At 66.0% G+C, this 12,801-nt stretch carries 6 protein-coding genes; 3 read left to right on the top strand and 3 right to left on the bottom strand.

Annotated features, from left to right (window positions below; translation table 11 throughout):
- Positions 1-17 precede the first annotated feature (17 nt).
- Positions 18-1,703, bottom strand: a complete 1,686-nt coding sequence (locus ACP694_RS10615) for a glycoside hydrolase family 43 protein (protein ID WP_426012570.1) — start codon at positions 1,701-1,703, stop codon at positions 18-20.
- Positions 1,704-2,049: 346 nt separating this feature from the next.
- On the opposite strand from ACP694_RS10615, the gene ACP694_RS10620 reads away from it, so the two are divergent.
- Complete coding sequence (locus ACP694_RS10620; RefSeq protein WP_426012210.1) at positions 2,050-4,992, top strand: TonB-dependent receptor; 2,943 nt, start codon at positions 2,050-2,052, stop codon at positions 4,990-4,992.
- A gap of 215 nt (positions 4,993-5,207) precedes the next feature.
- Here ACP694_RS10620 and ACP694_RS10625 read toward each other — a convergent pair whose 3' ends face one another.
- Positions 5,208-7,325, bottom strand: a complete 2,118-nt coding sequence (locus ACP694_RS10625) for an alpha-glucuronidase family glycosyl hydrolase (RefSeq protein WP_426012572.1) — start codon at positions 7,323-7,325, stop codon at positions 5,208-5,210.
- A gap of 230 nt (positions 7,326-7,555) precedes the next feature.
- Between ACP694_RS10625 and manD the strand changes: the two genes are divergently transcribed.
- Entirely contained in the window at positions 7,556-8,767 is a 1,212-nt protein-coding gene (gene manD / locus ACP694_RS10630) for a D-mannonate dehydratase ManD (protein ID WP_426012212.1), read from the top strand.
- A 125-nt stretch (positions 8,768-8,892) separates the two neighbouring features.
- Complete coding sequence (locus tag ACP694_RS10635; protein WP_426012214.1) at positions 8,893-9,645, top strand: FadR/GntR family transcriptional regulator; 753 nt, start codon at positions 8,893-8,895, stop codon at positions 9,643-9,645.
- A gap of 305 nt (positions 9,646-9,950) precedes the next feature.
- On the opposite strand, the gene ACP694_RS10640 is transcribed toward ACP694_RS10635, so the two are convergent.
- Positions 9,951-12,782: a glycosyl hydrolase 115 family protein gene (locus tag ACP694_RS10640; protein WP_426012215.1), complete on the bottom strand. Its 2,832-nt coding sequence runs from the start codon at positions 12,780-12,782 to the stop codon at positions 9,951-9,953.
- Between the last annotated feature and the right edge of the window lie 19 nt (positions 12,783-12,801).

The raw sequence follows: 12,801 nt of genomic DNA on the forward strand, positions 1-12,801 counted from the left end.
ATGCCTGGGAACGGGGTTCAATTCCCGTACGCATAGACCCCCATCACCGCCCCGACGAATCCGCCCGCGACCTTGGTGCTGAGGATCGTCCCATCCACGCCAGTCTTCAGGACAGTCCAGTGGCCCGGCCTCTGGCTATATGAGAAATCGTAGGCCCCCCCGTGGGCCTCGATCTTCAAATAGACCGGGCCGTCCGCCTTCAAGGTGACCGGGGCGCTGGCCAGCACCACGCCATCAACCGGATCCTTGGGTCCGGCCCGCCGCTCCAGCCGCACCACCGGCTTGCCGTCCTGCAGAGCCAGGCCCAGGAAATAGTAGAAGTCGTCGTTCTGCAGCGCGACCAGACCGGCCTTGTCGCCCGGCCTGGTCGGAACGTAGCGGAGAGCGGTCGAGGCGCTGGCGTTGATGTGCTGCTGGCGACGGCCCCAGAAAGAGGGCTGCACGCCGGCTCCCAGCTTCTGGTCGCGGGCGGTCAAGACCAACTGGCCATCCTTCAGGCTCCACCACCGTTCTCGCGGGTTGCGGAGGGTCATCCAGTTCAGCGGCAGGTCCTTGCCGTCGAACGCCTCGTGTACCTTGAAAGCGCCGCTGGTAGGCAGCGTAGACGCTGGCGGGTTCGGCAAGGCCGGTCTGGCGTGGACATAGGGGATGGTCTCGCCTTTCGGCAAGATCATCGGCCAGCCGTCTTTCCAGGTCACGGGCAGCAGGAAGGTCTCGCGGCCGGTGTTGTAGAGGTCATCACCGTAAGGCCGCACGGCCAGGAAGGTGGCCCACCAGTCACCGTTCTGGGTCTGCACCAGGTCTGCGTGGCCGGCAGAGGTGATGGGCAGGGCGCGATCCTTGGGCAGTCCGCGCTGGGTCAGGATCGGATTGTGGTCGTAGGGCACATAGGGGCCGGCGACCTTATCGGCCCGCAGCACCACCTGCGAATGACCCTCGGCCGTGCCCCCCTCGGCCGCGGTCAGGTAGTAGCTGCCATCGACCAAGGTGATGTGCGGCCCCTCGATCCAGATCGGCTTGGTCAAGGGATCGACGCCACCGTCCAGCAGCACGCTGCGCGGACCGACAGTTTTCTGGCTCTTCGCGTCGAATTCCTGGATCCAGATGGCGCGGTGGCCATCATAGAGCGGCGGGCGGTCAGGCGCGTCGTTGTTGACGATCCAGCCTTTGCCGTCGGTGTCGAAGAACAACGAGGCGTCGATTCCGCCGACCTGCGGCAGCCAGACCGGGTCCGACCACGGCCCCTTGGGGTCCTTGGCGGTGATCAGGAAATTGCCTCCACAATCAACGCAGGTGTTGAGGATGTAGAACGTGCCGTTGTGCTCGGTAATAGCCGGAGCGAACACCCCCCGCGACAAGCCCAGGCCGTCGAAGTTCAGTTGGCCCGGCCGATCGATCGCGTTGGCGATCTGGGTCCAGTGGACGAGATCCTTGCTGTGGAAAACCGGTAGGCCCGGAAAATACGAAAAGGTCGAGTTGACCAGGTAATAGTCTTCGCCCACCCGCGTGACGCTGGGATCCGGATAGAAGCCCTTCAGAATCGGGTTGGCGTATTGGCCGGACGCCGGTTTGAAGGCCGCGTCGGCTGGGTCTGAGCCCTCATAGTCGAACCAGTCGAAGCTGGCGGTTCCCGGCGCGGAGGTCTGGAAGGCGCTCGGTGCGGCGTTCGCGGCCTCGGCCGCGCCTGCGGCGGCCAGGATCATTGCGGCCGCACGGCCGCACGCTCCTTGACGGAGTCTTTTCATGGCTTGTCTCCCGGCGCTCCAGGGTGGTCTCACCAGCGAGCACACCTCAGATGACAGGGCTCGCGGACCCTCGTCAAGGTAGCGCTAACACCTTCGGCTGGGCGCAAAGCGTGACCTTAAAACATCGTGGTCGGACAACGTTCTCCCAAGAGGTATGACCTCGTTGACACAAGAGGCCTTACCTCGTAACGCTTCACTGTGACCGCTACCATGTCGCCGATCTCGATGGTGTCGTCGAGAAGGCTAAACAAGGCCGCCGTCTAAAATGACAAGTGCGCAGAGCACTGAACCATAGGGGAGAAACATGGCTTCATCCGTCCGCTCGCGCGCCGTCCGGCTCGCCCTCATCGGCGCCACCTGCCTGACTGGCTTCATCGGCGCGCCCGCTCTCGCCCAGCAGACCCCCGCCGCGGCGCCGGCCAACGCCGACACGGTCGAGGAAGTGATCGTCACCGGCTACCGCAAGAGCCTGGCCGACGCCACCAACGCCAAGCGCGACAGCATCGCCTTCACCGACTCGGTGTTTTCCGAAGACATCGGCAAGTTTCCCGACCTCAACATCGCCGAGTCGCTGAACCGCATCCCGGGTATCCAGCTCACGCGTGAAATCAACGGGGACGGCCTGAACATCGCCATCCGGGGCCTTGGTCCCGACTTTACCAAGATCGTGTTGAACGGCGCGCAGGTCGCCGTGGCCTCGTCGGGCCGCACCGACGCCCAGAACCAGAACCGCACCATCGACTTGGACCTGTTTCCGACTGAGCTGTTCACGCGCCTCGACGTCAACAAGACGCCCGTGCCCAGCCAGTTGGAGGGCGGCGTCGCCGGCGTGGTCAACATGCGCAGCTCGCGCCCTCTGGATCGCCCCGGCCAGCATCTGACCTATTCGCTGCAGGGCAGCTATCAAGACAGCGCCGGCAAGTGGAGCCCGCGCGGCGCCCTGATCGGCAGCAAGTCGTGGGAAACGGCCGTCGGCGAGTTCGGCGTGCTGGTCGGTTATGCCGGCGTTCGCTCCAAGAGCCGCACCGATGGCTTTGAGACGATTGGCTGGACCAACGCCAGCACCGGCGGGTCCAGCAACTTCGCCTGCGCCGGCTGCAACAGCACCTTTGGCGGTAACGGCTTCACCTTCGCGCCGACCGTGGCCGTCAACGCCGGGAACGGCTTGACCACCGGCGCGACCGTCAATGACGCCTTCTTGCTGGCCAACAACCCCGGCACGACCCTGCAGCAACTCAGCGATGGCCTGCTGCCGCGCCTGGGCCGCCAGTCCCACAGCGCCGGTCACCGCGACCGCGACTCGCTGTTGGTCTCGCTGCAGTACCAGCCCAATGACAAGGCCGAGTTCTACATCGACACCCTGCTGGGCCAGACCGATCGCGAGTTCAGCCGCATCGACATTGACTGGGTGGTTCGCAACTCGAATTTCATGACGCCAACCAACGTCAAGGTCGACGGCAGTAACATCGTCACCAGCGGCACCTTCTCCAATGCCCAGTTCTTCCTGGAGGCGCGGCCCTATCACGAAACCAACGACTTCGTGAACGTCAATCCGGGCGGCACCTGGCGTTTCAGCGACAACCTCAAGCTGGACGCTCAGTTCAATGTCAGCCGCAGCGTCTTCTTCCGTCAGGCGCCGACCATCCTGATCAATACCCCGCTCAACAGCGGGCTGACGGTGACCTACAACAACACCGGCGGTGACTTCCCCAGCATCAAGACCAACGCCAATCTCAACGACCCCAACCTGGGCTGGACCTTCGCGGGCGGCCGGGTGAACATCCAGAACGAGAAGCGCGTCACCTCCACCAAGGGCACGCACTGGGACCTGACCTGGGGCGACGAACGCAGCTACATCAAGGGCGGCGTCGCCTATGACGAAGCCTCGCGCACCATCACCGCCCTGGACAACAGCGACCGCTGGCAGCAGATCACCTGCGGCGGAGGCGGGACCTACCTGCCGCGTCCCAACACCCAGCCCGCCTGCGCCGGCGGCGCAGGCTCGGCGATCACCAACGCCCAGTTGGCCTCGTACCTGAAGCCTGGCCCCCTCGGCTTTGTCATGGTCGACTACGACAAGTTCAAGGCCGCCACCAATTTCGAGGCCTTGAACGACACCGCAGCGTTCACCACCTCGGCCGCCACGGCCGCCAGTTCCGGCAAGATCGAGGAAAAGAACACCGGCGCCTATGTCGAATTCGCCGGCGTCGCCACTGTCATGGACCGCGACCTGCGGATCAATGGCGGCGCGCGCTACGTCTCGACCGACCAGGACATCACCGGCCCGGTTTCGATCCCCTTCCCCAATGTCGCCAACTGCACGCCCAACTGCGTGCCCAACACCCTGACCTTCAAGACCCAGTCGCAGCGGTATGACGCCTTCCTGCCGTCGTTCAACGCCGTCTACGCCGTGCGCGAGAACATCAATGTTCGCATGTCCGCGTCGCGCACCCTGACCCGTCCCGACCCCAGCGCCATGCTGCCGGGCACCACGTTCAGCGACCCCTCGGCCCAGGCCGCCAACCAGGGTAATCCGGCGCTTCGCCCCTACACCTCCAACAACTTCGACGTGGGCGGCGAATGGTACACCGGCGGCGCCGGCTATGTGGGCGTGGCCCTTTTCCAGAAGGTGGTCACCGGCTTCACCACCCTGGGCGCCACCACCCAGCCCTTTACCTCGCTCGGCATTCCGTTTGACAGCCTGACCGACCTGCAGAAGACCGCCATCAACAACCGCGGCGGCCCCAGCGCGGCGACGGTGACCGTCAGCCAGCAGGTCAATTCCGGCTCCGACCTGACCATCCGCGGCTACGAGCTGAACTGGGTCCAGCCCCTGGACTTCCTGCTGGACGGCGCTGGCTTCACCGCCAACTATACCCGCGTCAACCAGACGGGCACCGGCGGCGTGGTGGCCCTGGGCGTGTCGCCCTACACCTACAACCTGACGGGTTACTACGAGAACCACGGCCTGACGTTGCGGGTGTCCTACAACTACAACGACGCTCAGATCAGCTCTGGCCCAAACCAGAACAGCGTGCCGACGGCCCGTATCAAAACCGACGCCTACAAGCAGATGGACCTGTCGGCCAGCTACACCCTGCCGGTTCTGGGTGGTGCGCAGATCACCTTCAACGCCATCAACATCACCAGCGAAACCCAGCGGCAGGCGTTCCAGTATCCGAACGCCACCTACACCTTCTATGACCCGGGTCCGACCTATCTGATCGGCATCCGGGGTCAGTTCTAGACTTACGCGAACCTCCCTCCCTCGCGTTCCCCAGCGGCGTGTCCCCGGACACGCCGCTTTTTTTAGTCCTCCACCTGTGGGGGAGGTGTCGGCGCAGCCGACGGTGGGGGAGTGATCGTCAGGCGGCAGCTTGTGGGTCGATCGACCCTAAAAACTCCCCCCACCGATCGCTGCGCGATCGCCTCCCCCACAGGGGGAGGACCATCACCACCCCCTCAATTCCCTGGCGCATAGGGGAAGTTCAGGCTCTCATAATACTCCAGCGAATGGGCCGGAGCCGCCTCGCCCGCCGGCAGCGGGCGCTTCGAAAACGTCTGGAAATAGGCGATCGAGGCGTCGCGCCACCACTGGGCCTCATGGCGCTGGATGGCCAGGAAGCTGGCGACTTGAGCGTGGCGCTCGGGGTCCACATAGGGCGCAAGCGTCTCCCAGGTCTTGCCCATGCCATCGACATAGGACACGCCGCGCGAATAGTGGGTCACCATGCCGTCCCACAGGCTCACGCCCGACTTCAGGCGGTAGTCCCACGGGACATGGTGGAACCACAGCAGGTCCCTCTCATCGACCGTCTTCAGGTCCGAGAACCGCTGGGCCACCACCGGCGCGTACTGCGCCACGGCGTTGCTGCCGGTCGCCGTGCGGTCAAAGCCGACGCCATCTGGACCGGCCTTGGCGTAGTAGACGCTGGTCCAGTCGGCGCGCGGCCCGCCTGTCACCCACGGACCCGGGCCATAGTGATGGCTGCGGCCCATCTGGTGGTGCAGGCCCAGCGGGGTCATGTAGTCCACCGCGGCCTCGCGCGAGCCCATCATCATCGTCACGACCGGCTCGACAAAGCGCGGGTCGGTCGAGAAGGTCATCTTCGCCCAGTCGGCGGCGATGTCGCGGCTGGAGGCTTCCGGATCCCAGGCCAGGCGGCCGAACACGTACCAATTGGCCTGGTCGAACTGCGAGCCGGTCCAATTGCGGTCGGCGCCGATGTTGGCGACCCCGGCCATCAGCGTCTGGCGATGATCATCCAGCGCGCCGTCCACCACCTTGGCCACGGTCGAGCCCTTGCCCTTCGCATCGGTGTCCGACCGCAGCGTCTCCTCGTAGAGTGGGCCCAGATAGACGAGGTGGGTCGCGAAGCCGAGATATTCCTTGGTGATCTGGAACTCCAGGCCCAGGGCGGTCATGGGCATGGAGCCGAACAGCGGATGGAACGGCTCGCGCGGTTGGAAGTCGATCGCCCCGTTCTTGACCTGGACGATGACATTGTCACGGAATCGGCCGTCGAACGGCTTGAACTCGCTATAGCCCTGCTTGGCGCGGTCGTCGGGCTGCTCGTGGGAATAGACGAAGGCCCGCCACATCACGATCCCGCCGTGGGGCCCCACCGCGTCGGCCAACATGTTGGCGCCATCGACATGGGTGCGGCCATAGTCCTGCGGGCCCGGCTGGCCCTCGGAATTGGCTTTCACCAGGAAGCCGCCGAAGTCGGGAATGGCCTTGTAGATCTCGTCGGCCTTGGTTTTCCAGAAGGCGCGCACGGCCGGGTCCAGTGGGTCTGCGGTCTTCAGGCCGCCGATCTCGATCGGGGCCGAGAAGCGGGCCGACAGATAGACCCTGATCCCATAGGGCCGGAAGACCTCGGCCAGGTCGGCGGCCTTGGCGATATAGGGCGCGGTCAGGCTGTCGGCCTTGGCGTTGACGTTGTTGAGCACCGTGCCATTGACGCCGATCGAGGCGTTGGCGCGGGCATAGTCGACATAGCGGGGGTCCTTGTAGTCCGGCAGCTTCCACCAGTCCCACAGGGAGGCGCCGGCATAACCCCGCTCCACCGTGCCATTCAGGTTGTCCCAATGGTTCAGCAGGCGATGCTGAACCGCTGGCGCGGACGCGATGTCGAGCCTGTCGACCCCCTGACCCGTCTGCACGAGGCGCAGATAGTGGAAAACGCCATAGAGCACGCCGATGTCGCTGTTGGCCGCGATGACCGTGGTCTTGCCGACCGTCCTGATCAGATAGCCTTCCGCGCCCGCACCCTTCAGGGGCAGGTTCAGGGCTGCGACGGCGGGCGTGTCGGACGGCGTGCCCAGCAGGATCGTCGCCCCGGCCTCGCTGGCCGGCGCCGCGCCCGTCAGGCCTGTCAGGCCGCGCTCGAGCTCCGCCCGGGCGACGTTCAGCGTGGGCGTTTCGGTGGTCGCGGCGATCGCGCGCGGCGCTGGGCGCTGGTTTAGCGGGAGCGGGCGATAGCGCAGCCAGAGATCGTGGCCATCCTCGGCTCGCGCGGCGGCCGGCGCCGCGAGGCCAAACGACAGTAAACAGCCGGCCAGGCACAGGTCCCGCATCAACGTCGTGAGCCGCATATTTCCTCCGTGGCGGCCCTGGACCGTCGTTGCAAGACGCGCGACGGGCCTTGAGCCGTGATACCGCTACCTCGTGTTACATCCGGGGAGATCAAAGGTCGAGACACGGTGCAATTATTGGTCAGACCAATGGGTTGACAACCCCCACCTCTCCTTTAGACCGATATCGCTACCATTCGGCTATCGGTAGGCTGAATCAACGAAAGCAACCCATGCCGAAGATTACCGCCGCCAAAGTCATCGTTTGCTCCCCGGGTCGCAACTTCGTCACCCTGAAGGTCGAGACGAGCGACGGCTTGCACGGGATCGGCGACGCGACGCTCAACGGCCGCGAATTGGCGGTGGCGAGCTATCTTGGCGACCATGTCGTTCCGATGCTGATCGGCCGCGAGGCTCACCAGATCGAGGACATCTGGCAGTATCTTTACAAGGGCGCCTACTGGCGTCGGGGTCCGGTGACCATGGCCGCTATCGCCGCGGTCGATACCGCGCTGTGGGACATCAAGGGCAAGATCGCCGGCCTTCCCGTCTACCAATTGCTGGGCGGCGCCTGCCGGACGGGCGTGATGGTCTATGGCCACGCCAATGGCGCGACCATCGAGGAGACCCTCGACAACGCCGCCGTCTATGCCGAGCGGGGCTACAAGGCTATCCGCCTGCAGTCGGGCGTCCCGGGCCTGAAATCGGTCTATGGGGTTTCCAAGGACAAGTTCACCTACGAACCCGCCGACGGCGACCTGCCGACCGAAAGCCTGTGGTCAACCGAGAAGTACCTGCGCAGCGTGCCGGGCCTGTTCGAGGCGGCCCGCGACAGACTCGGCGACGACATCCACCTGCTGCACGACGTGCACCACCGCCTGACTCCGATCGAGGCTGGCCGTCTGGGCAAGGACCTGGAGCCCTATCGGCCGTTCTGGATGGAAGACGCGGTCCCCGCCGAGAACCAGGCCAGTTTCCGGCTGATCCGCCAGCACACCACCACGCCCCTGGCCGTGGGCGAGGTGTTCAACTCGATCTGGGACTGCAAGCAGCTGATCGAGGAACAGCTGATCGACTATATCCGCGCCACCGTTGTCCATGCCGGCGGCATCTCGCATCTGCGGAAGATCGCCAGTTTCGCCGACCTGCATCATGTGCGCACCGGCTGCCATGGCGCGACGGACCTGTCGCCGATCACCATGGCCGCCGCCCTGCACTTCGACCTGTCGATCCCCAATTTCGGCATCCAGGAATATATGCGCCACACCGAGGCGACCGACGCTGTGTTCCCACACGCCTACACCTTTAACGACGGCATGCTGCACCCCGGCGAGGCCGTCGGCCTGGGCGTCGATATCGACGAGGCCGAGGCTGCTAAACATCCCTACAAGCGCGCCTATCTGCCCATCGCCCGCCGCGAGGACGGCTCGATGCATGATTGGTGACGCTGTCACGACGTTCGTCGCGGGCTCGTGCAACCGGTGTCAAAAAATAGCCCGCGCCCGGCAGGTCGGCTATGGTGCCGCGAGTCGAAGGGGCCGGTCGGCCCGCCAGGAACCTGACGAAAGCCATGGCCGAAAACGTCAAGCTCTACCGCAGGATCGCCGATACCATAGCCGAGGCCATCGAGAGCGGCCGGTACAAGCTTGGTGATCGCCTGCCGACCGAGCGTGAACTGGCCGAGCAGTTCGGCGTCAGCCGCCCCACCCTGCGCGAGGCGATGATCGCCCTGGAAATGCTGGGCATGATCGAAGCCCGTCACGGCCTGGGCATCTACGTCACCGGCAGCGTCCGTCCCGCCACCCCGACCAGCAGCGAGCTCGACACGGAGATCGGCGCCTTTGAACTGATCGAGGCCCGCCGCCTGTTCGAGGGCGAGGCCGCCGCCCTGGCCGCCACCGCCATCGACGACGCCCAGATCGCCGAGCTCGAGGCGCTGATGGGACGGATGGCGCGCGAGGAGGAAATCCAGGGCGAGGACGCCGATCGTGAGTTTCACATGGTCATCGCGCGGGCCTCGGGCAACGGCGCGATCATCGCCACCATCGAGAACCTCTGGCTGTGGCGCGATCGCTCGCCCCTGGCCCGCAACATCCTGACCCGCGCCCGGGGCATGGGGCTCGAGCCGCGCATCGTCGAGCACCGCCGGGTGTTCGAGGCGCTCAAGGCCCGCGACCCCGCCGCCGCGCGCCAGGCCATGCGCGACCATCTGGAGCGGGTCATCGAACACCTGCTGCACGCCACCGAGACCGAGGCCGTGCAACGCGCCCAACAGGAAACCAACGCCCGTCGCAGCGCGATCGCCAAGCGGGTCGCCATCTAGCACGCCTTTGATTCAGATTGAATCGGCATCCAAATATTCCGTCTCCCCGGCGAAGGCCGGGGCCAAGGTGAAACCCACGAGAGGCTCTGGATGAATCTGGGTCCCGGCCTTCGCCGGGAAGTCGGGGAATTGGAGCGATGCATCTGTGTAAACCAAACACGCTCCAGAGCATTTTTCGAGCGAAGTGGTTCCGGTTCGCGTGAAGAAGAATGCGTCAAAACAAAAGGTTAGAGCTCACGGCCTGACGCAGTCAGGTCGGGAAATGCTCTACCACGCAGATCGCCCCCGCCGTGTGGCTGCGCGGGTCATCGCCGTCGCCCTTCGGCTGGGCCGAGATAGCTTTCCGGCAGGTCGCCACGCGAGATCACCAAGCGCTCGAACACCACGCCGGGATCCACCCGCCAAAGGCGGATACGATGAGCGCCCGCCCTGCCCGCCGTCAGCCGCAACCGCTGCACCCGCGCGTTGTCGGCCACGGCCTTCTCCCAGCCCTTCTGGCCTTCGCCGGTCCGCGTTTCGCCCTCGTGCAGGTTGACGACCACCGGTGGCGCGTCGTCCAGCGACACCGCGTAGCGCAGACCGCCGCCGCCACGGAAATCTAGGCTGGGGGCGGTGAAGACCCACAGGTCGAAGGCGCCCGCCTGGGCCAGGTCGACGACGTAGTCCAGATAAGGCCCCTGCCCCGGCGCGCTGGACGGCGCGGTCGAGGGGTAGGTCGTGACGCCCGACAGGGTGCGGCCCAGGCCCGGTATGGTGGTCCAACTCACGCCGCCCGTCCCGGTCGCTCGCGCATGGTGCTCGGCCTCGATGGCCAGCGGACCGCCGGCTTCGATGAACACGCCCTTGGCGACCTTGCGGGGACCGTTGTCGACCACGGCCGTGACGGTAACCGCCTTGCCGTCGGGGCCAGTGATTGCGATGGCCGCGCGGTGCATGCCGATCGGCGCGGTGTTCCAGTCAACCGACACCTCCAGCCGCGTGTCGCCGTTAGCGGCGGCCGGGCCGGGAGCGAGCTTGAGCCAGGGCTCGGCGGTCTTCACGCTGAAGGCCAGCGGCCCGGCGCCCCGGGCGAACACATCGATCCAGCGGCTGGCGACGCCGTCGCGGGCCAGGGGCGGCAGGTCCGCGCCGGCGTCGACCGCCGCGCCTTGCCCCTCGATCACCACGCCGAACCCCGTCGAGGGCGCGACCGTCAGGGTCGCCGGGACGATGTTGGTCGATGGCTGCTGCCACGACGTGTAGCCGATGTGGGTCTGGCTCATCATCTCGCGCCACTTGCCGCCCGCCAGGTCATGGTTCCACTGCTGGACCAGTCGAGCGTCGCGGTCGAACAGGGCCTGGACCTTCGCCGCCTCGTCATTGGCCGCCATCCGCCCCTGCTTCGCGTACAGCGCGTTGCGGCCGGCGGCGATGTAGAGCCGGGTGTGGTTGGCGCTGGCCTGGATCGGGAACCAGACCAGCTGGAAGAAGGCGTCGTCCTGATCCTTGGGCAGCGCCTTGCGCAATGCGTCGGCGCGGCGTTCCAGGTCGCCCCACTCCGCTTCGACGCGCTCGGCCTCGCGAAAATTGACCAGGCTGAAGGTCGCGCCGTCGATCAGCTCGGGTTTGCGGCGCGCGTTGAGTTTCGTGTAGCCGGTCAGCAAGGCCGCGATCTCGTCGGCGTGCTCGGGTCCGAACTGCGCTGCGGCCCAGCCGTGCGTATAGGTCGACATCCGGTCGACCGGCATGGCGTCCGGACCCCAGGCCATGTCGAGGAAGAACTCGATCGGCAATTCCATGGGCTTGAGGTCGCCGACATTGACGATCCACAGCCGGTCGGCGCCGTAGTCCTTGGCCAGTTTCATCTGCTCCCAGACGCGCTCGACCTGGTTGGTGTTGAGCCACTTGTAGTTCCGGGGGCCGCCCACATAGTCGAAATGATAGTAGACGCCGTAGCCGCCCCGTCGGGTCTTGCCCCGCTCCGGAAGCCGCCGGATGTTGCCCCAGTTGTCATCGGAGAACAGCAGGGTCACGTCGTCTGGCGCGCGCATGCCGGCGTCGTAATAGTCCTGCACCTCCTTGTAGAGGGCCCAGACCTGCGGCGTCTGCGACGGGTCCTTGCGGGTCACCTCGCCGATGATCTTGCGCTGGTCGGCGACGACGGTCTCCAACAGCTTGGTGGCCGTGCCCGCGCTCATCGGCTCGTCGCCGTCGCCGCGCATGCCGACCGTGATCAGGCTCTCGTTGGCGCCCAGCCGCGTGACGCCCTCGCGCCAGAAGTCCTGTAGGCTCTTGGGGTTCTTGGCATAGTCCCAAGGCCCCTGGCCGTAGCGCTCCCACTCGACGTGGGCGCGGCCCATGGGCTCGTGGTGCGACGTGCCCAGCACGACGCCGTATTCGTCGGCCAGCGGCGCGCTCAGCGGGTCGTCGTCATAGATCGCCTTGCCCCACATGGCGGGCCACAGGAAGTTGCCCTTCATCCGCAGGGTCAGCTCATAGACCTTGGCGTAGAAGTCATGGTTGACCCCGCCGAAAGTCGCCTTGGCCCAGCCCATCAGCGCGGGGTCCTCATCGTTGAGGAAGAGGCCGCGGTACTTTACACCCGGCTTCTGTACGCGGCGATCGGACGCGACGGCGACCTCCGCCTTGACGGGGACCGGCACGTCGGCCCACCAGGCCCAGGGCGACACGCCCGCCCTCTCGATCAGGTCATAGGCCCCAAAGATCGTGCCGCGCTTGTCGGCGCCGGCGATGACCAGGGCGCGAGCGATACCAGGGCGCGGGTTCTCGACCACCTGCTGGACGAAAGCCTCCCACTGGCCGGTGACGCCGGTTACGTCGAGCTTGCCCGAAGCAATCAGGGCGTCGATGGCCGGGCTCCTGCCAATGGTGCCAATGATCACCAGCGGCGCGTCCTTGGCGGGCTGGGCGTCGGCTGACAGCTTGCCGAGGTCGGAGCGGACGTCGTTCACCGCGCGCAGCACGCCGGGCCAGTCGGTGACGTCGGTCTCGATCCGGGCCGAGCGGCGGGCGGCGATCAGGGGGAAGGTGGCAGAGCTTGCGGCGGCAGGCCCGGCGGCGTGGACGGGCGTGGCGAGCGCCACGCCCGTCGCCAGGGCGGCGGCCAGGGTCAGAGCGGTGATGGCGGTGCGGATCATGCCGACCTCCCTTTTTATG

This window comes from Caulobacter sp. DWR2-3-1b2 (assembly GCF_049896345.1).
In the GTDB taxonomy this organism is placed as follows: Bacteria; Pseudomonadota; Alphaproteobacteria; order Caulobacterales; family Caulobacteraceae; genus Caulobacter.

Bases quoted from the DNA above. Each gene is read 5' to 3' on its own strand.
- ACP694_RS10615 (WP_426012570.1), bottom strand. From the start codon at position 1,703: ATGATCCTGGCCGCCGCAGGCGCGGCCGAGGCCGCGAACGCCGCACCG.
- ACP694_RS10620 (WP_426012210.1), top strand. From the start codon at position 2,050: ATGGCTTCATCCGTCCGCTCGCGCGCCGTCCGGCTCGCCCTCATCGGC.
- ACP694_RS10625 (WP_426012572.1), bottom strand. From the start codon at position 7,325: ATGCGGGACCTGTGCCTGGCCGGCTGTTTACTGTCGTTTGGCCTCGCG.
- manD (WP_426012212.1), top strand. From the start codon at position 7,556: ATGCCGAAGATTACCGCCGCCAAAGTCATCGTTTGCTCCCCGGGTCGC.
- ACP694_RS10635 (WP_426012214.1), top strand. From the start codon at position 8,893: ATGGCCGAAAACGTCAAGCTCTACCGCAGGATCGCCGATACCATAGCC.
- ACP694_RS10640 (WP_426012215.1), bottom strand. From the start codon at position 12,782: ATGATCCGCACCGCCATCACCGCTCTGACCCTGGCCGCCGCCCTGGCG.